This window comes from Pseudarthrobacter sp. 01T43 (assembly GCF_056398665.1).
Genome location: NZ_JBFTPV010000001.1, coordinates 278,683 through 301,202, shown reverse-complemented (window position 1 = coordinate 301,202; position 22,520 = coordinate 278,683). Strand labels below are relative to the sequence as shown.

Sequence of the window (22,520 nt, the reverse complement as noted above, 5' to 3'; positions counted from 1 at the left end):
GCGTGCGTCAGGGCGACGAAGTGGGCCCACGCCTGCAGGGTTCCCTGGCCGAGCTAAGGGTGCCCGCAGGGAGCAGCGCGCAGAGGATGTCAGCCCCACCACCGCTCGGGCGTCAGGCGTGCTGGTGCGACTCGTGCTCGGAATGGCTCGCGGGCTCAAGCTGGAACGTGCAGTGCTCGGTGTCGAAGTGGGAGCCGAGGCAGGCCGTGAGCTTGTCCAGGACCTGATCGGCCCCCCGGGCGTTCAGGACGCCGTCCTCCACCACCACATGCGCGGAAAACACCGGCACGCCGGACGTGATGGTCCAGATGTGGATGTCATGAACGTCCACCACGCCGTCGACGCTGAGGATGTGCTCGCGGATCATCTGCACCTCCACACCTTTGGGGGTGGCCTCCAGGAGCACGTCCACTACATCGCGGAGCAGGCTCCAGGCCCGCGGCAGGATCATCAGGGCAATGAGGACTGATGCGATGGTATCGGCCGCCTGGTAGCCGGTGAACATGATGATCAGGGCCGCTACAATGACGGCGAAGGAGCCCAGCAGGTCACCGAGCACTTCGAGATAGGCGCCGCGCACATTCAGGCTTTCCTGGTGCGCCCCGTGCAGGATCAGCAGCGACACCAGGTTGGCAACCCCACCCAGGATGGCGGCGAAGAGCATGATGTCGGTGTGGACTTCGGGCGCCGACCCGATCCGCCGGATGGCCTCGGTAAAAATGACCACGGAGATCACAATCAGGATCAGCGCGTTGGCGAGGGCGGCAAGGACCTCCGCCCGCTGGTACCCGTAGGTCCGCTGGTCGCTGGCCGGCCTCCCTGCGATCCAGGCCGCCAGGAGCGCGATGGTCACGCCCGCCGCGTCGGAGAGCATGTGGCCGGCGTCTGCCAGCAGGGCCAGCGATCCGGACAGGGCCGCGCCCACCACTTGGACCAGGACAACCGTCAGCGTGATGGCCAGGACGGCGACGAGCCGTTTGCGGTGCCTGCCAGTTGCCGTGATCCCGTGTGTGTGGCTGTGGTCGTGTCCCATGACTACAAGGCTAGTCCCAGCCAAGCTCATGCAGGCGGTGGTCATCGATGCCGAAGTGATGGGCGATTTCGTGCACCACCGTCACCGCCACTTCCTGGATGACCTCGTCGCGGGAGACGCAGATGTCCAGGATGGGCTGGCGGAAGATGGTGATCCGGTCGGGCAGCGAACCGGCGTCCCACCACGAATCCCGCTCGGTCAGCGGCACGCCCTCGTAGAGGCCCAGCAGGACGGTATCCGGGTCTTCGCCAGGGCCGGGGACGTAGTCGTCTTCGACAAAGACGGCCACGTTGTCCATGGCGGCCGCGAGTTTGGGCGGGATCAGGCCCAGGGCGTCAGTGACTGCGGCGTCGAAGTCGTCAGCGGACATCTCGAAGGGAAGCGGCTCGTGCGGACCCTCCGGAATAATGGGCAGTCCGGGCGGCAAATTGGCGGGCATCTCCCGACTGTAGCGCGGAATTCCGGGCTGGCCACCCGCGCTCAAGGCCGGACTACGGCACGGGACCGGCGGCGGGTCAGGCCAACCCCCACCAGGCAGACCACACCTCCCACAAGGCCCCAGACGGAGGGTACTTCGCTCAGGACCAGCCACGAGATGAGGATGGTGGTGCCCGGAACCAGGTAGGTGGTGGCTGCCAGCTTTCCGGCATCAATGAGGGACAGGGCATAGGCCCACGTGGTGAACGCAATCGCAGTCGGGAAGACACCGAGGTACACCAGCCCCAGCGTTGCGTACAACGGCGCGGCATGCAGTTCGGACACCAGCTGCGCGCTAAAGGGCAGGCAGCAGACCGCGCCCACCATGATTCCGAACCACGTGGCCTGGCCCGCCGGGACCTTCCGCAGCACCGGCTTCTGGATGATGACGCTGACGGCGGCGAGCACCGCGGCAAGGAGGCAAAGCAGCACACCCGCAACATCCGCCGTCGAACGTTCACCGGACCCCGCACCCGACCCCGCGCCGGATCCGAGCGCGATCAGCGCCACCCCGCCGAATGCCACCAGGCTGCCGATGATCAGCCAGCGGGGGAAGCCTTCCTTCAGGACGAACCCGGCCATGATGGCCACGAGGATGGGATTGACGTTGATCAGCAGGGCGGCGGTGCCGGCGTCCAGGAGGTGCTCCGCCGCATTCAGCGCCACGTTGTAGCCGCCGAACCACATCACGCCGTACCCGAGGATGGGCCACCATTCACGGCCTCGCGGCAGTACCTTGCTCTTCGTCAGTTGCGGCAGTACCAGCGCACCGAGTACGACGGCGGCAACCGCCAACCTGCCCAAGGTCAGGGAACCGGGGGAGAAACTTGGCCCGATCGCCCGGATGCCCACAAATGCCGACGCCCACAGCACCACCGTGACCAGGACCGCTGCGACGCCACGCGCGCTGACGCCGCCTTGCCGAGTGTGAAGTGCTGCCGATGGTGTGGAGCCGTTAGGGGAGGTTGAAGCCATGCTGCCAATGTAACCCTGGGCCTGCGCTGGCGGCTGGCGGAAATCAGTCACGTCTCGTCGGGTTCCTGCCACGAGCCCCCGGCCGGAAAGGGGTAGGTGCAACCGCGGTCTCGGTTAGGATGCGGTTTATGGTCACAGCTTCAACGTCCCGCGGGTCCGCGCCGGACCCGGCAAAACGGATCCGCCTGGTCATCTGGATCCTGCTCGGCGTCATCGTGGTCGCGGGCGGTGCCTGGTACGCGGTGCTGACGTTGAACAAGCCCGGGCCAGCCCCGGTACCTCCCGCGGGTGCGGGCACTGCAGGCGCCGAACAGCTGGTGCGGRCGGACAGCCACCGGCTCACCACCCCGGCGGTTGAAAAGGCGCAGCTGGTGGAGTTCCTGGACTTTGAGTGCGAGGCGTGCCGCTCCATCCATCCCTTCGTTGAGGAATTGAAACTGGAGTTTGGCGAGCGGATCACCTTCGTCAACCGCTACTTTCCGCTGCCCTCGCACCCGAACTCCGGCACGGCCGCGCTGGCCGTGGAGGGTGCCGCGCAGCAGGGCCAATTTGAGGCGATGGCCGCGAAGATGTTTGAAACCCAGGACCAGTGGCATGGAAAGCGCGAATCGCAGGGACCGCTGTTCCGGACCTTCGCCGAGGAACTGGGCCTCGACCTGGCGGCGTTCGATGCCACGGTGGCAGCTGACGCAACCAAGGAACGCATCCGCGCTGACATGGCGGACGGCGCGGCCCTGGGCGTGACCAGCACTCCGACGTTCTTCCTCAACGGGGAGAAACTGACCTTGACCACCAAACAGGATTTTCGGCAGAAGCTCACCGACGCAGTGAAGTAGCTCCGCGCGTTAAGCCTTGGCCGCCCATTCCAGAAGCTGGTCTAAAGGCCACGTTGTGACAATCCGCTCAGCAGGAACATTGTTCAGTGCAGCGCGGGCCGCCCCGTACTGGAGAAAGTCCAGCTGCCCGGGAGCGTGGGCGTCGCTGTCGATGGAGAACAGGCAGCCGGCGGCCAGGGCCAACTGGATGAGGTTGTCCGGCGGGTCCTGCCGCTCGGGCCGCGAGTTGATTTCCACCGCGACGTTGTTTTCGGCGCAGGCAGCGAACACCTCCTTGGCATCAAACTCAGACTGGGGCCGGGTGCCCCGCGATCCTTCCACGAGGCGGCCGGTGCAGTGGCCCAGCACGTTGGTGTGCGGATCCCGGATGCCCCCGAGCATCCGTTCCGTCATGGTGGTTCGGTCAGCGCGGAGTTTCGAGTGGACGCTGGCCACCACAATGTCCAGCCGGTCAAGCATCTCCGGCGACTGGTCCAACTCGCCGGATTCCAGGATGTCCACCTCGATGCCGGCCAGCAGCCGGAACCCGTTCGTATTACCGGAGTTGAGCCCTGCCACCACGTCGAGCTGCTCGGTGAGGCGCTCCGCGCTCAGGCCGTTGGCGATGGTCAGGTTGGGCGAGTGGTCGGTGAGCGCCAGGTATTCGCGGCCCAGCACTTGCGCGGCCGCAGCCATCAGCGGGATGGGGGATCCGCCGTCGGACCAGTCGCTGTGGCTGTGGAGGTCACCGCGCAGTGAGGCGTGGAGTTCAGCCCCGCCGTCGGCAAGCGGCACCGAGCCGCGCTGGCGTAGGTCCGCGAGATATTCCGGCACTTCGCCATCCACCGCCTGGCGGACCACCTGGTAGGTCCTGTCGCCGATGCCCTTCATGCTCTTGAGCCTGCCGTCATGGGCCCGGGCTGCCGTCTCGGCCGGATCCAGTGCGGCGATGACTCCGGCCGCCTTCCGGAAAGCTTGGACCTTGAAGGTGGCGGCGCGTTCGCGCTCCAGCCAAAAGGCGATCTCATTGAGCGCAGCGACGGCATCCATCTGTCCATTTTCGCCTGTTCACGCCGCTTCGTTGAGGCCTTCGCGGCCCGATTTTGGAATATTCCGTCCAAGGCCCTATAGTTTTAGAGTCCAGTTCGGAGCAACTGCAAACGAAAAGACTGAGAGCATCGGCTCGAAGCCTTTTATTTTGTGCCGAACGGGTTCTGGCCCCCATCGTCTAGCGGCCTAGGACACCGCCCTTTCACGGCGGCGGCACGGGTTCGAATCCCGTTGGGGGTACGCAAGGAACTGGTCAGGCAGGCAGAAATTGTCTGGTAAGCTGGAAGCCTTGAAAAAACGCGGTAGGCATACTGCGAAGCAAGAAAAGCAAGGCCCTGTAGCGCAGTTGGTTAGCGCGCCGCCCTGTCACGGCGGAGGTCGCGGGTTCAAGTCCCGTCAGGGTCGCTCTGGTTGTCGGAAGAGATTTCGGCGGTCATGGTGACGTGTCACCTAGGCTCTGTAGCTCAGTTGGTAGAGCGTTCGACTGAAAATCGAAAGGTCACCGGATCGACGCCGGTCGGAGCCACCACTGGGAAGCATCAGTTCTTCGGAACTGGTGCTTTTCTTCTTTAACCCGGGGATGCGAGTGGGGCGCCGCGCAAATTCCCCGCCGCGTGGTCAATTCCCCCGGGGGCCTTCACGGGGTTAAGTCCAGGAACCGGGGAATTGCCAAATCTCCGTGCTGCCCTGCAACCGGAGGGCCCGGAATTCCAGCACGTTGTCACGGCCAGGGGATAGGGTTGGGAACAACAGAAGGGGAAGTGCCTGATGGAATACCAGAACCCACAACCCGAAGCGGCCGGGCGCCAGTTTGCTGCCGGCCAGCTCGCCAGCACGTCACCTGTGCCCGGCCACGGCCGCACGGTCATCGCTGAGACCGCCGTGGCAAAAGTTGCCGGCATTGCTGCCCGCGCCGTGCCCGGTGTCTATTCCCTTGGTTCCGTTCCATCACGGGCGCTTGGTGCCATCCGGGACGCCGTTGGCAGCTCAGACCATGCCGCCGGTGTCCGTGCCGAGGTAGGCGAGACCCAGGTGGCCGTGGATATCAGCCTCGTGGCCTCCTACGGCACGCCACTCCACTCCCTGGCCGACCAAGTCCGGGCTTCGGTGTACCGCGCTGTCGAGGAACTTGTCGGCCTGCAGGTCATTGAAGTAAATGTCGAGGTAACCGACGTCTACGTGGCCCCGCCACCCAAAGCGACGGCCCCTGTGGCCACAGAGAGGGAGGCGCTGCTGTGAACCTGACCGTAGTGGGCATTGCCGTTGGCGCGTTCGTGGCGTTTATGTCCTTCCAATTTGGGCTGTGGGGCTTCCTGATCTCACTTGTCTTTATGGCTATCGGGGCCCTGTTGGGCCGTGCTGCAGAAGGGAAACTGGACCTGCGCGGCGTCCTGGATGCAATCATCGGCCGGCGCTCCTCATCATGACCGCAGCCGCACCCTCCGTTCCTGCGCAGGGGCTGAATGGTCATAACCGGATCAGCACCCAGGCCCTGACCAGCCTTGCCAAAGCAGCGGCCGCCGAGGCCCTCGGGGTGGAAGCGCACGATGTGCGGGCGGACTGGTCCGACGACGACGGCCTGCTGGCTCTGGCGCTTGTCTCACCTATCAGGATTCCGCCCCTGACTGCCGTGCTGCGGGACGCTGGCAGGGTCGCCGCGTTCGGCGGACCCATCTGGGACCGGACCGTCGAGGCCAAAAGCAGGATCCTGTCCACCGTCACTGAGCTGAGCGGTGCGCGCCTGAGCAGGGTGGACATCCGGATCAGTGGCGTCAAGCCAAGCGAGGGAGGCAGGGTCCAGTGAGCCACGAGTTGGTGGATGAGCACTTGGCGGGCCCAGGGGAAACTGCGCCGGCGCCCGATGGACCTCAGTTGGACATGCGCAGGGTGGTGCGCCGGGAGACGCATTCATCGCGGGCCGCGGTCTCCGTGGTGGCGGCCGTGCTGGTGATGGTGCTTGCGGGCTACGGCCTGCTCGAATCGGCCGTGCACGCCATTGGGCAACCGGCCTGGCTGATTGAACCCCAGTTGGCCGCCGAACGCATCGTTGCACTGCCTGCCGGCCTGCCGCCGTTGTTGCTCGCCGCCGGGGGCGCCGTGGTTGCGATGGTGGGCCTGTTTTTTCTGCTTAACGCCCTACTGCCCGGCAGGCGTGCGAGGCACGTGCTAAACAGCGGTTATTCCTCAACCGCCGTGGTGGTGGATGACGAGGTCATCGCGTCGGCCCTGGCCCGCAGCGCCCGGGTTGCCGCCAATGTCACGCCGGAACAGGTCATGGTGGTGGTCTCCCAGCGACAGGTCATCGTGAATGTCCGGCCCACCTCAGGAGTTCCGGTAACAGAGCAGGCGGTGCTCGCCGCCGTCGAAGACGAACTCCGTGAGATGGCGCTGGATCCAGTACCGGAAGTCCGCGTGAACATTTCCAACGCAGGGGTGATAGGCGCATGACCAGCACGCCTTCGCTTCTCAACCGGATCCTGATCGGACTTCTTGGATTAAAACTGCTCGCGGTGGGCATCCTCCTGGTCCTGCTGGCCACCGTTCCCGCAGTGGGAGCGTGGTGGCACGGGTGGGCGGGCGCGGCCTGGAAGGGGCTGAACGAAGCCTTTGACAGCACCCGGTTTCCCGGCCGGACCGAAAGCTGGGTGTGGATCATGATGGCCATCGCACTGGTGATCCTGATTGGCCTCATGGTTGCCTGGCTTGCCCAGCAGGGCAAAGGCCGGAGCAACCTGCTGGTAGCCGGCTTTGATCCCGGCGCGGTCCCCGGAGACGTGCGGATCAGCGGGGGAGTCGCGGAGCAGGCGCTGAAGCATGCCTTGGCGGAACGGCCGGATCTGGCCGGAGCCACGGTGGCCACCTACGACGTCCAGGGAAGCCCGGCCCTGAAAATCAGGCTTCAACCGCGCCAGGGTGTCGCGCCGCACCTCTTAGCGGCGGAAGTCACTGCCCTCGTGTCGGCTTTGGACGCGGTGGTGGGAAAACCCACGCCTGTCCTCATCCACATCGGCGCCGGGGCCCGGACGCGGTTCAGCCGCGCCGAACGCGTCCGCTAGTGTGCCCGGAGGTTATGTATTGGTCAGGTAGGCCGCGCAGTTCGGAAGTATCTCGGCCACAGCCGCGCTCACCCGCGGCCCGCTCAGGAGAGCTACCGCATATCCAGCGGGGACCGGCACGGCCCCTGTTCCCATATTGCTGAGGACCAGGACCCTGCCGTTGTTGAAGGCCAGCACACCTTTGGCCGGTTGATGAAGGTCAGCCCACTGAAACGTTCCGGACCCCAGGCCGTTGGCAGAGCGGAAAGCGAGCACCGAGCGGTACAGCTCCATGGTGGAACCGGCTAAGCCGTCCTGTTGGTCGGCAGCAAGGTCCCTGAAGGACTCTGGCTGGGGCAACCATGGCGCGGCCGGACGGACGGGCTCACGCCCGCCTTCTCTGGTGAAAGTCTCCGCGAAGCCATAACCAGGTTCGTCTGCCTTCCAGGGAAGGGGCACCCGGCAGCCGTCGCGGCCGACTTCCACGCCCTTGGTGCGGAAGAAAGTGGGATCCTGCCGGGCATCGTCAGGCAGGGTGGTGTGCTCAGGAAGGCCCAGTTCCTCGCCTTGGTAGATGTAGGCGGAGCCCGGCAACGCAAGGGAAACCAGGGCAGCGGCGCGGGCGCGCGCGAGTCCTAAGGCCGCGTCCGGCTGTTCATCCGCGGCGCCAATGCCCTTCGGGAAGGTGGTGGGATCCTGCAGGCCGAACCGGGTGCTGTGGCGGACGGTGTCGTGGTTACTCAACACCCAGGTGGAGGGCGCTCCGACAGACGCGTCGGCACGGAGGGAATCTTCGATTGCTTCGGCCATGCGTTCCGCGTCCCACCCGGCCAGGAGGAAGTCGAAGTTGAAGGCTTGCTGCATTTCGTCCTTGCGGACATACCGGGCCAACCGTTCCGCCGGTTCCACCCATGCTTCGGCTACCATCATCCGGTCGCCGTCATAGGCGGCCAGCACGCGGTTCCAGTCGCGGTAGATGTCATGGACGCCGTCCTGGTCGAAGAACGGCGACGGAGGGTACTGCGGCGACACGGCGCGGTGGGGTTCCTGAGCTTCTGTATGTCCTCCGGGGGCATCGCCCGGCGGCAGATGCCGTTGGTGTGAGGCCTCCGCAGTGCCTTCCACCATGGCGGTGGCGCCTTCCCAGTCCGGCAATCCCGGTGCCTTGACCAGGCCGTGGGCAACGTCAACACGGAATCCAGCTACTCCACGGTCAAGCCAAAAGCGCAAGACAGCGCGCATTTCTTCCTGGACCTCGGCGTTGTCCCAGTTCAAGTCGGGCTGCTTGGCATCAAATAGGTGGAGGTACCAGTCGCCCGGCCTGCCATCGGCTTCGGTGATCCTGCTCCAGGCGGCTCCGCCAAAGATCGATCTCCAGTTGTTCGGGGCCAGGTTTCCGTCGCCGGAGCCCGGGACTTCGTCATTGCCCCGCCGAAACATGTACCGGTCCCGTTGTTCAGACCGGGGAGGCGACGCAAGCGCTTCCTGGAACCATTTGTGCTCGTCCGACGTATGGTTCGGCACAAGGTCAACGATAACCTTCAACCTCAGACCGTTAGCCTCGGCGAGCATTGCATCGAAGTCGGCCAGTGTCCCGAAAAGTGGGTCCACCTGGCGGTAGTCCGCCACGTCGTAGCCGGCATCCGCCTGTGGGGATTTGTAGAACGGGGACAGCCAGATGGCATCCACGCCGAGCCGTTTGAGATAGGGCAGACGCGCGGTCACACCCCTGAGGTCCCCCATGCCGTCGCCATTGGCGTCGGCGAACGAGCGTGGGTAGATCTGGTAGATGACGGCGCTGGTCCACCATGCCTTGGTGGACGAACCTGCAGGGGTGATGGGGCTATTTGCCAAAATATCCTTTCCGTAAACATTGCGTGTAAACGCTTGCATTTTTCCCAGCAACCTTACTAGTGTGATGCTCACCACTACAAAAGCACCGCCGATTTGCTCGAAACTCAGCGAGGAGTCTCCTACATGAAATCCCCTAAGTTCCTTCTGCCCGCGGCCGCCGCCGGCATCCTGGCTTTAACCCTCTCCGCCTGTGGCGGGGGCGGCGGTACAGGTGGTGGCGGCGGTAGCGATGCCGAACAGAACCTCGACGGCCGTGGCCCCATCACCTATGTCCAGGGCAAGGACAACAGCAATGTGGTCCGCCCCCTGGTCGAAAAGTGGAACGCCGCGCACCCGAATGAGAAAGTCACGTTCAAGGAGCAGACGGACCAGGCCGACCAGCAGCATGACGACATCGTCCAGCACTTCCAGGCGAAAGACGCCGGCTACGACGTCGTCGACGTCGATGTTGTCTGGACGGCCGAGTTCGCTGCCAAGGGCTGGCTGCAGCCGCTCAAGGACAAGATGGCGATCGACACCAGCGCCATGCTCAAACCGACCGTCGAGAGCGGCACGTATAAGGGGACGCTGTACGCGGCCCCGCAGACCTCCGACGGCGCCATTCTCTACTACCGCAAGGATCTGGTTCCCAACGCGCCGAAGACGTGGGACGAAATGATGGGCATGTGCTCCATCGCCAAGGCCAACAACATTGGCTGCTTTGCGGGCCAGTTCAGCAAGTACGAGGGCCTGACAGTCAATGCCTCGGAGGCCATTAACTCCTCGGGCGGCTCCGTGCTGGACAAGGACGGCAAGCCCAGCCTGAACACGAGTGAAGCCAAGGCAGGGTTGGAAAACCTCGCGAAGGCATATGCCGACGGGAACATCCCGAAGGAGGCCATCACGTACAAGGAGGAAGAGAGCCGCCAGGCATTCCAGGACGGCAAGCTCCTGTTCCTGCGCAACTGGCCTTACGTCTACAACCTGGCCGTCACTGAAGGATCCTCCAAGGTAAAGGACGTCCTGGGCATGGCTGCCCTCCCGGGCAAGAGCGGCCCGGGCGCCTCATCCCTCGGTGGCCACAACCTGGCCGTCAGCGTCTACTCGAAGAACAAGGCCACCTCCCTTGACTTCCTCAAGTTCATGACCTCCGAAGAAACTGAGAAGTTCTACGCCACCCAGGGCTCGCTGGCCCCGGTTCTGGGTTCGCTGTACGACGACCAGGCACTCGTCGCGAAGCTTCCGTACCTGCCGGTATTGAAGACGTCCATCGAGAACGCCGTGCCGCGCCCGGTGACGCCCTTCTACCCGGCAGTCACCAAGGCCATCCAGGAAAATGCCTACTCTGCCATCAAGGGGGAGAAAACCGTGGAATCTGCTTTGTCAGACATGCAAAAGTCCATCGAATCCGCTAGCGCGGGACAGTAGCCGGTCATGGCAACCGAATTGGGCCCGACGCCGGTAAAGTCACCGGCGTCGGGTGGTACCCCCGCCCATCACGGGCCTAAAGGTGTCGGTGAGGACAATAAGATCCTGAGCCAGGGCAAGTGGGCTACGTGGCTGCTTGCTCCGACCATCATCGCGTTGGCCGTCGTGATTGTTTACCCGATCATCAGCGCCATTGTGATGTCATTCCAAAAGGACGCCGGGCTCGATCCGGTCACCGGACTTTTCACCGCCGGCGGCCCGGCAGGTTTCCAAAACTACGTCAACTGGCTTGCCCAGCAGTGTGCGGCACCCGGTGGCGGCACTGTTGCATGCCCGCCTGGAACCCTCGGCGGCCAGTTCTGGTCGGCCACGGCCACAACATTCTTCTTCACCGTGGTCACAGTGACGCTGGAGACGGTACTCGGTTTCTGGATGGCCCTCATCATGGCCAGGACATTCCGGGGCCGCAGCCTGGTCCGTGCGGCAGTCCTGGTTCCGTGGGCGATTCCCACCGCGGTGACCGCCAAGCTGTGGCTGTTCATCTTCGCTTTCGAAGGTATCGCCAACAAGCTGTTCAACACCAGCATCCTTTGGACAGGCAGTGAATGGCCGGCTAAGTGGGCTGTGATCATTGCAGACGTCTGGAAGACCACGCCCTTCATGGCACTGCTTATCCTTGCCGGCCTGCAAATGATTCCCGCCGATGTCTATGAGGCTGCCAAGGTTGATGGTGCCACCACCTGGCAGCGGTTCCGGATGATCACTCTTCCGCTGGTGAAGCCGGCGCTCATGGTGGCTGTCCTCTTCCGCACACTCGATGCACTGCGAATGTTCGACCTCCCGTACATCCTTACGGGCGGCGCAAACAACACCACCACGCTGTCCATTTTGGTCATTAACCAGATCAGGCAAGGGTTCAACGCGGCGGCTGCATTGTCCACGATCACGTTCATCATCATTTTCCTGGTTGCGTTCATCTTTGTGCGCTTCCTGGGGGCGAACGTTGTGGAACAAAGCGGAGCCACCGGTAAGGGGAAGAAATGAGCGCCGCGACAGCCGCGACAGCCGCGACCGACCTCCGGGCGCGGCAGGACAGAGGCCGGAAGGCTGCCCAGAACAGGGAAAAGTGGGGACAGGGCCGCACGTACATCAGCGCCGTCGTCGTCCTGATCTGGTGCCTGGCGCCGGCATATTGGATGGTGGTGACAGCCTTCCGCGACGTCGGCTTCACCTACGACACCTCCATCCTGCCGACCCATGTCACGCTGGACAACTTCAACACCGCGTTTGATACGTCCTTCGGCAACCACTTCGGGCAGGCCCTGCTCAACAGCGTTTTCATCGGCGGCGTCGTGACCGTGGTGTCCCTGCTGATCGGTGTATTCGCCGCCTACGCCCTGGCCCGCCTGAACTTCCGGTTCAAGTTTCTGGTGCTGGGCTTTATCCTGGGCGCGTCCATGTTCCCGGGCGTGGCCCTCATCACCCCGCTGTTCCAGCTCTTTACCAACATCGGTTGGATGGGCACCTACCAGGCGCTGATCATCCCGAACATTTCGTTTGTGCTTCCTCTGACCGTCTACACCATGACGTCTTTCTTCCGCGAAATGCCGTGGGAGCTTGAGGAATCCGCCCGGGTGGATGGCTGCACCCAGGGCCAGGCGTTCCGGAAGGTCATCCTGCCCCTGGCAGCGCCGGCCATCTTCACCACGGCAATCCTGGCGTTCATTTCCTCCTGGAATGAGTTCCTGATCGCCAGCCAGCTGTCCAGCGACGCCACCCAGCCCGTAACGGTTGCCATTGCAAGCTTCGCTGGCGCCCAGCCGAACCAGATCCCCTACACGGCCATCATGGCCGCGGGAACCATCGTTACGATTCCCCTGGTGATCCTAGTGCTGGTCTTCCAGCGCAAGATTGTTGCCGGCCTCACCGCGGGTGCCGTCAAGTGAAAGGTGCGGCTGCGGACGGCGAGCAGAACCACGGGCTGGTCCGCAGCGAACACCGGCGGGCCCGTTCCGGGGAGGATTTCGACATCATTATCGGATTCCTGGGCTTCTGGGCGGTGGTCTTGCTGGTGGTCACCGTCTGGATGGAGGTCACCGCCCAGCCGGCCCTCGGCTGGGCGTTGGGCCTGCTGGCTATGCTGGCGGCCATTTACGGAATGGTCCGGCTCAGGCGGCGGCTGCCCGCGAGGACTGCCGCGCGTAAGAAATAGGGGCTGATCGAGAGCTCAGAGCTGGGCAGAATAAACTGGCTTGTTGCCGCCGGAACTGCAGGCAGCAAGGATCTGTCAACAGCTGGGGATGGGGTACTGTGGCACGCATTACGGAGAGGTCGCAACGTGGCGGCCACAGCGGCGTCAGCATTGAGGACGTAGCAGCGGCCGCCGGAGTGTCCACTGCCACAGTGTCACGGGCTGTGCGTGGGCTGCCCAGGGTTTCGCCCGCCACCCGGGAGAAGATCCTGGAGGTGGCCGGAGCCCTGGGCTACGTGGCATCCTCCTCCGCCTCGGGACTGGCCACCGGCCGCACTAAGACCATTGGTGTCCTGGCACCCTTCGTGAGCCGATGGTTCTTCTCCAAGGCCATTGAGGGCGCGGACCGGGAACTTCACGCGCGCCAGTACAACCTGTCCCTCTTCAACCTGGGCGGGCATGGCAGTAACCGTGAGCGCCTCTTCAGCAAAACCATGGTTTATAAGCAGATTGACGCCCTGCTGGTCCTGTGTATGGCGTTGACCCCCGATGAGCTGGACCACCTGCAGAAGATCGACATTCCCCTGATAGTGGTGGGCGGCCACGTGGAGGAGTGCGCGTATATCGGGATCGACGACTACGCAGCGTCCTCCGCCGCCGTCCGGCACCTGATTGATCTCGGTCACCGGGACATTGCGCTCCTGCACGGCGACGATGAAACTGATCTCAACTTCGACGTTCCCCGCGTGCGGATTCTGGCATTCACGGACGTGATGGCGGCCGAGGGGCTGCCCACGCGCCCCGAATGGGACGAGTGGGGAGACTTCACGGTCCGCAGCGGCCAGGAAGCGTTCAGGCGGCTTTGGGCCAGCCCTGCCCCCAAGCCCACTGCCATCTTCTGCGCCTCCGACGAGATGGCCATGGGCGTGATCTTCGAAGCCGCCCGGGCAGGGGTCCGCGTGCCGGAGGATTTGTCGGTGGTGGGAATCGACGACCACGATTTCGCCGACGCAATGGGCCTGACCACGGTCAGGCAGCGGCCGGATGAGCAGGCCGAGCTTGCCACCAAGATGCTCCTCGATGAACTCAACGGTGTGGCCGGGGCGGTGCGCTCCGCTGTCGCGCCGCACCAGCTCATCGTCAGGCGTACGACGGCGCCGCCTCCTTCTTAAGGCAGCGCACCTCGGCCACGCGACCGGGGAGCTCCGGTCAGGAGGCGCGGGCGAGCTGGCGGATGGGAATCCAGCGGGATGCGAGCCGCCGGTAGGCAGCCGCGGCGCCTGTCATGTCCCCCTCAGCGAGGCATTCGATGCCCAACCGGATGTCCATCGGCGATTCGTCCGGATAAACCTTGTCCGCCACGGCACCGTAGTCGAGTTCCACCATGGAATTGACGTGGAACGTCTCCAGCCACTCGGTCAGCTGGGCCAGATCATCCAGCATGTCCAGGTCGGGGGCGGCCAGTGCCAGGTTCGCCACAGCGTAGCGTGCCCGCTCCATGGCCTCGGTGATGGGAGCCCATATCCTGACAGTGAGGATGCGGCCGCCGGATTCCACTACATCCTTGTGGTCGCCCTCGGCAAACAGCGAGAACCAGCTGAACGGGATGCCCCATGTGGAGGCACGGGTATGCACACGGATGCTGCCGTCCCGGGCTTTGACCTGGTCGATCCGTTCCTGGTGCTTGTCCCGCTGTTCCTCCGGAATCAACATTTCAGCCAGCGGGCCGTGGATCCCTTCCATGAGCGCGTTGGCGGCCAGCCCGGCGCGCAGGACGAGCTGGCTCGGACAGTAAAGCAGGACACGCTCGGCACCTGGATTCCGTGCCTCATCACCCGAGCGGGCGGCAGCACCGGCGTCGGACGTTTCCGGCTGCGGTGCTCCCGCCTGCGGGGCGGGGTGAGGCGTTACGCCGGGAGCGCTGGTCACCCTGACCAGGTCCGTCCGTCCGGTCGGAAAAGGGTCCCCGCCGGCGCGGGTGATCCGGCCCAGCGAAGCCAGCAGCTCGGCGTTTTCGACGGCGGCCCGGGAGGCAGCGCGTGCGCCGGCGGCCCGGATGGCTTCCCGCTGTCCTTCCGGGAAGGCTTCCAGCGGTTCGTAGACCCGGAGCGTTGAGGAGAAGGGCAGCCCGGCCTGGCCCCGGTAGAGGTTTCCCGTCACGGCAGTCCCCCTTCCCGGGCCCCGGCAGTGGCCATCAGTCAGCCAGCTCCACAATGACCGGTGCGTGGTCCGAAGCGCCCTTGCCCTTGCGTTCCTCGCGGTCGATGGCCGCGCCCGTGACCCGGGCGGCCAAAGCGGCGGAGCCCAGCACAAAGTCGATGCGCATGCCCTCCTTTTTCGGGAACCGCAGCTGGGTGTAGTCCCAGTAGGTGTAGACGCCGGGTCCGGGGGTGTACTGGCGCGCTAGGTCCTTGTATCCGGCCTCTTCGAAGGCGTGGAACGCAGCTCTTTCCGGCGGGCTGACGTGGGTGTACCTGTTATTGACGAAGAGGTCGATGTCCCAGACGTCGTCGTCGAACGGTGCGATGTTCCAGTCGCCCATGAGCGCCACCTGGGCGTCCGGGTGGGCGGTGACCAGGCTCTGGGCATGGTCCTTGAGGGATTCGAGCCATTTGATCTTGTACGGCATGTGTTCGTCGTCAAGGGATCGGCCGTTGGGCACATACAGGCTCCAGATCCGGACACCGCCGCACGTGGCAGCCATGGCACGGGCCTCCTGGACGGGGTCCTTGCCTTCTTTGCCGAACGGTGGCTGGTCCAGGAACGTGCGTTCCACGTCCTCCAGGCCCACCCGGGATGCGATGGCCACACCGTTCCACTGGTTGACGCCGAAGTGGGCCACCTCGTAACCCATGCGTTCGAACAGCTCCCACGGGAAGTTTTCGTCTTTGCACTTGGTTTCCTGGATGGCCAGGACGTCGCAGTCGCTGCGCTGCAGCCAGGCCTCGACACGGTCGGCGCGGGCACGGAGGGAGTTCACATTCCAGGTAGCAATCTTCACAGTCCCTAACTTACCTTGGCCGTGCGCATGCAGGGAAAGCCCTGGGGCGCGGTCCGCCCGGGCACGGCTTCGTCCTTCAGCCCGGGCGTTTGAGCTCCCCAGTCAAGGCGCTTCAGCTCTTCAGCCCCGGGAAATCTGCGTCGGAGTACTCGATTCCAAAGCTGGCAACCGCGTTCCCCGCGGCCTTCCCCGGCGTCTTTCCTGCCGGCTCTTTGGCAGCGGTGCCGTGCCTGGATTCCTCGCGTTGCCGCAGCTCCACCCGGCGGATCTTGCCCGAGATGGTCTTGGGCAGCGCCGCGAATTCGAGCCTGCGGATGCGTTTGAAGGGTGCCAGGTGTTCACGGCAGTACCGCAGGATGTCCTCCGCCAACTCGGGTCCCGGCTCCAGTCCTGCGACCAGAACCACGTAGGCCTTTGGGAGGGACAGTTTGAGCGCGTCCGGTGACGGCACCACCGCGGCTTCGGCCACGGCAGGGTGCTCCAGGAGCACACTCTCCAGTTCGAACGGCGAGAGCCGGTAGTCCGAGGACTTGAAGACGTCATCGTCCCGGCCGACGTACGTGATGGTTCCCCGTTTGTCCCGGCTGGCCATGTCGCCTGTGTGGTAATAGCCGCCGCGGAAAGCATCTGCGGTCTTCGCTGCGTCGCCGTAGTAGGACTTCATCAGGCCGACGGGCCGGTGGTCAAGGCGGAGGCACAGTTCGCCGTCGTCGGCTTCCTCCCCGGTGTTTGGGTCCACGAGCACCACGTCGTAGCCGGGGAGCGGCTGGCCCATGGCACCGATGGTTACCGGCTGGCCCGGTGTGTTGGCCACCTGGACCGTGGTTTCGGTCTGCCCGAAGCCGTCGCGGATTGTCTGGCCCCAAGCGCGCTGGACCTGGTCGATGACCTCGGCATTCAGCGGCTCACCGGCCGAGACCACCTTGATGGGAGGGGTCTTGAGCAGCTTCAGGTCCGCCTGGATCAGCATGCGCCACACCGTGGGCGGGGCGCAGAAGCTGGTGACGCCTTCACGGTCCATCTGCTCCATCAGGGCACGGGCATCGAACCGTTCGTAGTTGTAGACGAAAACACACGCCTCCGCGATCCACGGGGCAAAAAAGTTGGACCACGCGTGTTTACCCCACCCAGGGGAGGCGACATTCAGGTGGACGTCACCCGGTTCCAGGCCGATCCAGTACATCGTGGACAGATGCCCCACCGGATACGACGTATGCGTGTGCTCCACCAGCTTGGCCTTGGACGTCGTCCCCGACGTGAAGTAGAGCAAGAGTGTCTCGTCCGCCCTGGTGGGGGCGCCGGCCTCGAAGGTGACTGGCGCCGTCGTCGAGTCCGCGTACCGGAGCGCTGGTGCGGTGGAACCGGGTGCGGGTGCGCCGGCGGTGGCTGTTGGTTGGGCGGCTGTGCCGCGCTCGCCGACCTCAATGAGGCGGTAATGTCCGGGAACGCGGGCGAACTTGCCGATATTGGAATGCCCGACGGCGGCCCAGCCCGCCTCGCCGCGCTCCACGCGTTCGGCCAGGTCCGCGGGGCCCATCAGCGTGGTGGTGGGGATCAGGACAATGCCGAGCTTGATCCCCGCAAGCATCAGCTCCCACAGCTCCACCTGGTTGCCCAGCATCACAATCATCCGGTCGCCCCGGCGCATGCCCTGGCTCCGCAACCAGTTGGCAACTTGGTTGGACCGCGCGGCGAGATCGGCGAAACTCCGGCGAGTCGCCGAGCCGTCCTGCTCCACGATCACAAGTGCGGGGTTGTTGGCCTTCGCAGGATCGGCGGCGATCTGGTCAAACCAATCGAGGGCAAAATTGAACTCCGAAAACTGTGGCCACCGGAATTCACGCCTGGCGCGGTGGTAGTCGGAACGGAGTGCCAGCAGGTGGTCCCGTGCTTCCCGGAAATCATCGGTCACTGACAAGGAGAGACCTTTCGCCACGTGATGCGCATCACTAATACCCGACCCTTTGCAATATACTAGGACATCCAAGAGTTTGGAAGACCGAAGGGACGCAGGCCATGCAGCCACCAGGACGTGAGCTTGATGTGAAAGACCTCCCGCCGTTTCCCGATGCCGACCTTATGTACATAGTGGACCTCCTGCCGGCCGCGGAACGCGAGCGGTACCTGGATACCAGGGCGTTTCTCCAGTCCACGGTACGGCCTGCGTCCATCGATTACTGGAACCGCGAGGAATTTCCCTTCGGGCTGGTGGCTGAATTGGGCAAGCGCGGGCTGGGGCAACTGCAGACGGACGGCACCTCGAAGCTCTTCAAGGGCCTCATGTACGTCGAAGTGGCACGGGCGGACGTTTCACTCTCCGCCCTGGTAGGAATCCACAACGAGCTGATCGTGGGCATGATCGACGCACTGGGCTCCGACGAGCAGAAGCAGCGGTGGCTGCCCGGCCTGGCAGCGTTCACCCAGCTGGGTGGGTTCGCCCTGACCGAGCCGGAGCATGGCTCAGACATTGCCGGCGGGCTCGAAACGTCCGCGCGGTTGGAGGGCGACGAATGGGTCATTAACGGCGCCAAACGCTGGATCGGCTCGGGCACCATCGCGGACTTTGCGCTGGTCTGGGCCCGGGATCAGGCGGACGGCCAGATCAAGGGCTTCATTGTGGAGACTGACCGTCCCGGCTACCGGGCCACCAAGATTGCCAACAAGATCGGCCTGCGGATCATGCAGAATGCCGACATCGTGCTGGACAACGTCAGGATTCCCGAGTCCAACATGCTGCCGGGCGCCACGGACTTCGCCAAAGCCAACGATCTCCTGCGGGACTCCCGGGCGTGGGTGGGGTGGCAAGGTGCGGGTATTCAGCTGGCAGCGTTCGACATCGCCCGCGCGTACGCCCTGGAACGCCGGCAATTCGGCAAGGAGTTGGCGGGCTTCCAGCTGGTCCAGCAGCAGTTGGCGGAAATCCTGGGCAACGCGTCCGCCTCACTGGCCCTAATGGCCCAGCTCGCCCGGATCCAAACGGACGGAAAACTGGAGATGGCGCAGGCGGCGATGGCGAAATCCACCTGCACCCGGCTGGCCCGCTCCTCAGTTGCCATGGGAAGGTCGCTCCTGGGCGGCAACGGCATTAGCACCGACTATGAAATGGGCAAGCTTTTTGGTGACGCCGAAATCCTTTATACCTATGAAGGCAGCTACGAAATCAATTCGCTGATCGTGGGCCGGGCCGTCACGGGGAAATCCGCGTTCGTTTAGCATGAATCGCTAAAGCGCCCACTTTAGTAAGCAGTATTCGCTTAACAAAAAACTGCCCTGAGCATGCTTCGCAGCACGGTCAGGGCAGTTAATCAGAACCTTACAGCGGGCGAATGTTCTCTGCCTGCGGGCCCTTGGGACCTTGGGTCACATCGAATTCGACTTTCTGGTTCTCGTCCAGGGAGCGGTAGCCGCTGCTGGCGATTGCGGAGTAGTGCGCGAAAACATCGGCGGATCCGTCGTCCGGAGCGATGAAGCCAAAGCCCTTTTCAGCGTTGAACCATTTAACTGTGCCTGTTGCCATTGCTAACTTCCTTTGTAACCCTTTTCTGGTCCTGCTCGGACGGCAGGCAGACGCGGAAACTGTGGTCCGCACTCTCAAACCTAGGGGGTGTACGGTGGCCGTGCAATAGCTGCGGTCATCAACTGTCACTCCTGTTATTGAAATGGTGCCTGGATTACGAGCCATTCCCTGACCCTGCAGGGGCAGCCCGCGAAGCGAGGGTGCCGGTGGTGACCAACCCATCGATTGCTCCGTAACGGCCCTTTTGACGACTCTAAACGGCCGTTACGGAGCAATCGATAGGGGGTTTAGGCGGCCTCGAGGACGCTGACGTAGTTGGCGATGCCTACCCCGCCCATGTTCTGCACCGCGGCACGGCGCGGGTTGGCGAGCTGCATCTCCCCGGCTGTGCCGGTGAGCTGCATGGCGGCGATGACGTGCTGGGACACGCCGGTGGCGCCCACCGGGTGGCCCTTGGCCTTGAGCCCGCCGGAGACGTTGATGGGCAACTTGCCGTCCTTGAACACCCAGCCCTCGGTCACGGCACGCGCGCCCTGACCGGGTTCGGTTAGTCCCATGGCCTCGTACATCAGCAGCTCGGCGATGGTGAAGCAGTCGTGCACTTCGGCGAAATCCAGGTCTTCAAGCCCGACGCCGGCCATCGCCAGCGCGCGCTGCCAGGACATGCGCGTAGCCGCGAAAGCGGTGGGGTCCCGGCGTTCGGCGGGGAAGAAGTCGTTGGCGTGCCCGAAGCCCGCGAGCCGCACCGGTGCAGTTGCCCCGCCTGTTGGCGAGGTGGAGAGCACAACGGCGGCGGCGCCGTCGGACACGGGGGAGCAGTCGGTGCGCCGCAGCGGATCGGCAACCATGGGGTTCTTGTCCGAGACGGTGCGGCAGAACTCCTCACCGAGGTCCTTGCGGAGCTGGGCATACGGGTTGTCCACACCATTGCGGTGGTTCTTCGCCGCGATGGTGCCGAGGACATCCGATACCGCGCCGTAGCGCTTTTGGTAATGCTTGGCGACGTCGGCGAACAGGCCCGTGAAGCCGGTGGTGGAGGTCTGGCCGGCCATATCGTAATCAGCGCCCAGCAGGGCGGCGCCCACCACATCGGCGCCGGCATGGGTCATCTTCTCGGCGCCGATCACCAGGACGGTCTTCGCCGTGCCGGCCAGCAGCGATTTGGTGCCCTGCTGGAACGCGGCCGAACCCGAGGCGCAGGCGTTCTCCACACGGGTGGCGGCCACGTTGGCCAGGTCAGGCGAGACTTGCAGCGCCAGGGATGACGGGAACGCCAGCGGCATCATGCCGGAGTTGAACTGGCCCAGGTAGATCTCGTCGATCTGGCCGGCCTCGACGCCGGCGTTGCTGATGGCCTCGGTGGCCACCTGGACGATCAGGGACTCGAGGGTCTCGTCCGTCAGTTTGCCGAAGCGGCTATGGCCCCACCCCGTGAGCAGCACATCCTTGCCGAACTGTTCCTGCAGGCTCATGCCGTGACTCCTTCCAGGGCGGATTCATCGATGCCCGGCTCGTCCGGGTCAGAGTCCAGGGCCACCGTGAAGGCGGCCTCGGTTTTCTCTCGGATCTCGTCCACGGTGACGCCGGGTGCGAGGCGGGTCAGCGTGAGGCGCCGCCCGGCTGTTTTCCGTTCGGCGTCCACCTCACCCTGTACCAGGTCAAAGACCGCGAGGTCGCTGATGATCCGGTCCACGCAGCTCAGGCCGGTGAGCGGCAGGGTGCACTTGGTGACAATCTTGGCCGTGCCGTCCTTGGCGTTGTGTTCGGTCAGGACCACCACGCGCGGGGTGCCGGCCACGAGGTCCATGGCGCCGCCCATGCCCTTGACCATTTTGCCGGGAATGGTCCAGTTGGCGAGGTCGCCGTTGCCGGAGACCTGCATGGCGCCCAGGATGGCGACCTTCACGTGGCCGCCGCGGATCATCCCGAAGGACGTGGCGGAGTCGAAGATGCTGCCGCCGTCGAGCACGGTGACGGTCTGCTTGCCGGCGTTGATGAGGTCGGCATCTTCCTCGCCTTCATACGGGAACGGGCCCATGCCCAGCAGGCCGTTTTCGCTCTGCAGGACCACGCGGACGCCGTCGGGCAGGTTGTTGGCCACCAGCGTGGGAATGCCGATGCCCAGGTTCACGTAGTCGCCGTCGTTCAGTTCCTCGGCCGCGATGGCAGCCATTTCATCCCTGGTCCAGGCCATGGGGTTCTCCTTGGGTCTAAAGTTTGCGTGCTTGGTGGTGGTTCGCGGGGGGTGTGCGGCGCGCGGTCAGGACGCTCAGGCCGGGACCGGGGCTGCTGTCCGGGTGCGGACAGTGCGCTGCTCAATGTCCTTGACCCTGTCGCTGGCCTGGACGAGGTGCTGGACGTAGACGCCCGGGGTGACGATGTGGTTGGGGTCCAGCGCCCCGGGCTCCAGGATGACTTCGGCCTCAGCGATGGTGACAGCCCCGGCCGTGGCAACCACCGGGTTGAAGTTGCGGGCCGTGTAGCGGTAGATCAGGTTCCCGTCCGTGTCTGCGGTGTGCGCGTGGACCAGTGCGACGTCGGCGCGGATGGCGCGCTCCTGGACGTACGTTTCGCCGTCGAACTCTGCCAGCGGCTTGCCTTCGGCCACAAGGGTGCCCACACCGGTCTTGGTGAAGAACGCAGGGATGCCGGCGCCGCCGGCGCGGAGGCGTTCGGCCAGCGTGCCCTGTGGAGTGAACTCCACTTCGAGCTGTCCCGCGAGGTACTGCTCGGCGAAGAGCTTGTTCTCCCCCACATAGGAGGCGATGACCTTGCGAACCTGGCCGGACTCAATCAGGATGCCCAAGCCTTTTCCGTCCACGCCCATGTTGTTGGACACGACCGTCAGCTCGCGGACCCCGGAATCTCGGACAGCCTCGATCAGGTCTGCCGGGATGCCGCTCAGGCCGAAACCGCCGACGGCCAGCGTCATGCCGTCCTGGAGCAGATCCTGCAGGACAGCGGCGGCGTTGGATTTGAGTTTGGACATTCCATCTCCTCATCATTGAGCGGTCAGAGCTTGTAGGTAATCCACGTTGTGGACAGTTGGCCTGATGAAGGAGCCTAGGGGTGGCCCGGAGGCAGGTCAATCACTCAAACGGCCCGTTCCAGCGGATAGTTCATAGCGTGGACGGTAGGCTGGGGGGTGTCCACATTGTGGAGGAT

24 protein-coding genes and 3 tRNA genes are annotated in these 22,520 nt (G+C 64.4%); 15 read left to right on the top strand and 12 right to left on the bottom strand.

The annotated features are described in order from the left end of the window. Positions 1-112: 112 nt before the first annotated feature. The 3 genes from AC1DIM_RS01410 to AC1DIM_RS01400 are packed head-to-tail and all read right to left on the bottom strand — an operon-like array spanning position 113 to position 2,485. A complete protein-coding gene (locus AC1DIM_RS01410) occupies positions 113-1,033 on the bottom strand; it encodes a cation diffusion facilitator family transporter (RefSeq protein WP_477708701.1) in 921 nt (306 codons plus the stop codon). Between the two features lie 10 nt (positions 1,034-1,043). Further along, positions 1,044-1,472, bottom strand: a complete 429-nt coding sequence (locus AC1DIM_RS01405) for a metallopeptidase family protein (RefSeq protein WP_477708700.1) — start codon at positions 1,470-1,472, stop codon at positions 1,044-1,046. A gap of 41 nt (positions 1,473-1,513) precedes the next feature. Beyond that, positions 1,514-2,485, bottom strand: a complete 972-nt coding sequence (locus AC1DIM_RS01400) for a DMT family transporter (RefSeq protein WP_477708699.1) — start codon at positions 2,483-2,485, stop codon at positions 1,514-1,516. Positions 2,486-2,613: 128 nt separating this feature from the next. On the opposite strand from AC1DIM_RS01400, the gene AC1DIM_RS01395 reads away from it, so the two are divergent. Further along, positions 2,614-3,321 carry a DsbA family protein gene (locus AC1DIM_RS01395; RefSeq protein ID WP_477708698.1) on the top strand — a complete coding sequence of 236 codons (708 nt, stop codon included), beginning with the start codon at positions 2,614-2,616 and terminating at the stop codon, positions 3,319-3,321. A 9-nt stretch (positions 3,322-3,330) separates the two neighbouring features. Here AC1DIM_RS01395 and AC1DIM_RS01390 read toward each other — a convergent pair whose 3' ends face one another. Then, positions 3,331-4,350: a PHP domain-containing protein gene (locus AC1DIM_RS01390; RefSeq protein ID WP_477708697.1), complete on the bottom strand. Its 1,020-nt coding sequence runs from the start codon at positions 4,348-4,350 to the stop codon at positions 3,331-3,333. A gap of 167 nt (positions 4,351-4,517) precedes the next feature. On the opposite strand from AC1DIM_RS01390, the gene AC1DIM_RS01385 reads away from it, so the two are divergent. From AC1DIM_RS01385 to AC1DIM_RS01350, 8 genes are all read left to right on the top strand, one after another. Next, a tRNA-Glu gene (locus AC1DIM_RS01385) sits at positions 4,518-4,590 on the top strand. Positions 4,591-4,681: 91 nt separating this feature from the next. Next, positions 4,682-4,755: transfer RNA gene (locus AC1DIM_RS01380), tRNA-Asp, on the top strand. Positions 4,756-4,803: 48 nt separating this feature from the next. Next, a tRNA-Phe gene (locus AC1DIM_RS01375) sits at positions 4,804-4,879 on the top strand. Between the two features lie 239 nt (positions 4,880-5,118). Then, on the top strand, positions 5,119-5,589 hold the full coding sequence (locus AC1DIM_RS01370) for an Asp23/Gls24 family envelope stress response protein (RefSeq protein ID WP_477708696.1): 471 nt from the start codon (positions 5,119-5,121) through the stop codon (positions 5,587-5,589). After that, complete coding sequence (locus tag AC1DIM_RS01365) at positions 5,586-5,777, top strand: hypothetical protein (protein ID WP_477708695.1); 192 nt, start codon at positions 5,586-5,588, stop codon at positions 5,775-5,777. Before AC1DIM_RS01370 ends, AC1DIM_RS01365 begins: the two co-directional genes overlap by 4 nt. Then, entirely contained in the window at positions 5,774-6,154 is a 381-nt protein-coding gene (locus tag AC1DIM_RS01360) for a hypothetical protein (protein ID WP_477708694.1), read from the top strand. Before AC1DIM_RS01365 ends, AC1DIM_RS01360 begins: the two co-directional genes overlap by 4 nt. A gap of 74 nt (positions 6,155-6,228) precedes the next feature. Then, entirely contained in the window at positions 6,229-6,798 is a 570-nt protein-coding gene (locus tag AC1DIM_RS01355) for a DUF6286 domain-containing protein (RefSeq protein WP_477708745.1), read from the top strand. Beyond that, the gene (locus AC1DIM_RS01350) at positions 6,795-7,406 is read left to right on the top strand and encodes a hypothetical protein (protein ID WP_477708693.1); all 612 of its coding nucleotides are present in this window, start codon (positions 6,795-6,797) and stop codon (positions 7,404-7,406) included. The genes AC1DIM_RS01355 and AC1DIM_RS01350 overlap by 4 nt, the downstream gene beginning before the upstream one ends. Positions 7,407-7,418: 12 nt before the next feature. Here AC1DIM_RS01350 and AC1DIM_RS01345 read toward each other — a convergent pair whose 3' ends face one another. Next, positions 7,419-9,239, bottom strand: a complete 1,821-nt coding sequence (locus AC1DIM_RS01345) for a glycoside hydrolase family 13 protein (RefSeq protein ID WP_477708692.1) — start codon at positions 9,237-9,239, stop codon at positions 7,419-7,421. Positions 9,240-9,362: 123 nt separating this feature from the next. Here AC1DIM_RS01345 and AC1DIM_RS01340 point away from each other — a divergent pair, with 123 nt between their 5' ends. From AC1DIM_RS01340 to AC1DIM_RS01320, 5 genes are all read left to right on the top strand, one after another. After that, positions 9,363-10,646 carry an ABC transporter substrate-binding protein gene (locus AC1DIM_RS01340; protein ID WP_477708691.1) on the top strand — a complete coding sequence of 428 codons (1,284 nt, stop codon included), beginning with the start codon at positions 9,363-9,365 and terminating at the stop codon, positions 10,644-10,646. Positions 10,647-10,652: 6 nt separating this feature from the next. Then, positions 10,653-11,690 carry a carbohydrate ABC transporter permease gene (locus AC1DIM_RS01335; protein ID WP_477708690.1) on the top strand — a complete coding sequence of 346 codons (1,038 nt, stop codon included), beginning with the start codon at positions 10,653-10,655 and terminating at the stop codon, positions 11,688-11,690. Beyond that, the gene (locus AC1DIM_RS01330) at positions 11,687-12,592 is read left to right on the top strand and encodes a carbohydrate ABC transporter permease (RefSeq protein ID WP_477708689.1); all 906 of its coding nucleotides are present in this window, start codon (positions 11,687-11,689) and stop codon (positions 12,590-12,592) included. The genes AC1DIM_RS01335 and AC1DIM_RS01330 overlap by 4 nt, the downstream gene beginning before the upstream one ends. Beyond that, complete coding sequence (locus AC1DIM_RS01325; protein WP_477708688.1) at positions 12,589-12,858, top strand: hypothetical protein; 270 nt, start codon at positions 12,589-12,591, stop codon at positions 12,856-12,858. Before AC1DIM_RS01330 ends, AC1DIM_RS01325 begins: the two co-directional genes overlap by 4 nt. Before the next feature lie 98 nt (positions 12,859-12,956). After that, positions 12,957-14,009: a LacI family DNA-binding transcriptional regulator gene (locus tag AC1DIM_RS01320; protein ID WP_477708687.1), complete on the top strand. Its 1,053-nt coding sequence runs from the start codon at positions 12,957-12,959 to the stop codon at positions 14,007-14,009. Positions 14,010-14,046: 37 nt separating this feature from the next. Here the strand turns inward: AC1DIM_RS01320 and AC1DIM_RS01315 are convergent, their stop codons facing one another. The 3 genes from AC1DIM_RS01315 to AC1DIM_RS01305 form a co-directional block, all read right to left on the bottom strand. Next, complete coding sequence (locus AC1DIM_RS01315; protein WP_477708686.1) at positions 14,047-14,997, bottom strand: DUF8083 family protein; 951 nt, start codon at positions 14,995-14,997, stop codon at positions 14,047-14,049. A gap of 34 nt (positions 14,998-15,031) precedes the next feature. Beyond that, positions 15,032-15,838 (bottom strand): exodeoxyribonuclease III, encoded by an 807-nt coding sequence (locus AC1DIM_RS01310; RefSeq protein ID WP_477708685.1) that lies wholly within the window; start codon positions 15,836-15,838, stop codon positions 15,032-15,034. Between the two features lie 112 nt (positions 15,839-15,950). Then, complete coding sequence (locus tag AC1DIM_RS01305; protein ID WP_477708684.1) at positions 15,951-17,756, bottom strand: AMP-binding protein; 1,806 nt, start codon at positions 17,754-17,756, stop codon at positions 15,951-15,953. Positions 17,757-17,854: 98 nt separating this feature from the next. On the opposite strand from AC1DIM_RS01305, the gene AC1DIM_RS01300 reads away from it, so the two are divergent. Beyond that, positions 17,855-19,051 (top strand): acyl-CoA dehydrogenase family protein, encoded by a 1,197-nt coding sequence (locus AC1DIM_RS01300; RefSeq protein ID WP_477708683.1) that lies wholly within the window; start codon positions 17,855-17,857, stop codon positions 19,049-19,051. A gap of 100 nt (positions 19,052-19,151) precedes the next feature. On the opposite strand, the gene AC1DIM_RS01295 is transcribed toward AC1DIM_RS01300, so the two are convergent. The 4 genes from AC1DIM_RS01295 to AC1DIM_RS01280 all read right to left on the bottom strand — a co-directional run bounded on the left by AC1DIM_RS01295 (position 19,152) and on the right by AC1DIM_RS01280 (position 22,344). Then, positions 19,152-19,355 carry a cold-shock protein gene (locus AC1DIM_RS01295; protein WP_013599688.1) on the bottom strand — a complete coding sequence of 68 codons (204 nt, stop codon included), beginning with the start codon at positions 19,353-19,355 and terminating at the stop codon, positions 19,152-19,154. A 287-nt stretch (positions 19,356-19,642) separates the two neighbouring features. Further along, on the bottom strand, positions 19,643-20,827 hold the full coding sequence (locus AC1DIM_RS01290) for an acetyl-CoA acetyltransferase (RefSeq protein WP_477708682.1): 1,185 nt from the start codon (positions 20,825-20,827) through the stop codon (positions 19,643-19,645). Further along, positions 20,824-21,549, bottom strand: a complete 726-nt coding sequence (locus tag AC1DIM_RS01285) for a CoA transferase subunit B (protein ID WP_477708681.1) — start codon at positions 21,547-21,549, stop codon at positions 20,824-20,826. The genes AC1DIM_RS01290 and AC1DIM_RS01285 overlap by 4 nt, the downstream gene beginning before the upstream one ends. A gap of 75 nt (positions 21,550-21,624) precedes the next feature. Further along, the gene (locus tag AC1DIM_RS01280) at positions 21,625-22,344 is read right to left on the bottom strand and encodes a CoA transferase subunit A (protein ID WP_477708680.1); all 720 of its coding nucleotides are present in this window, start codon (positions 22,342-22,344) and stop codon (positions 21,625-21,627) included. Positions 22,345-22,520 lie beyond the last annotated feature (176 nt).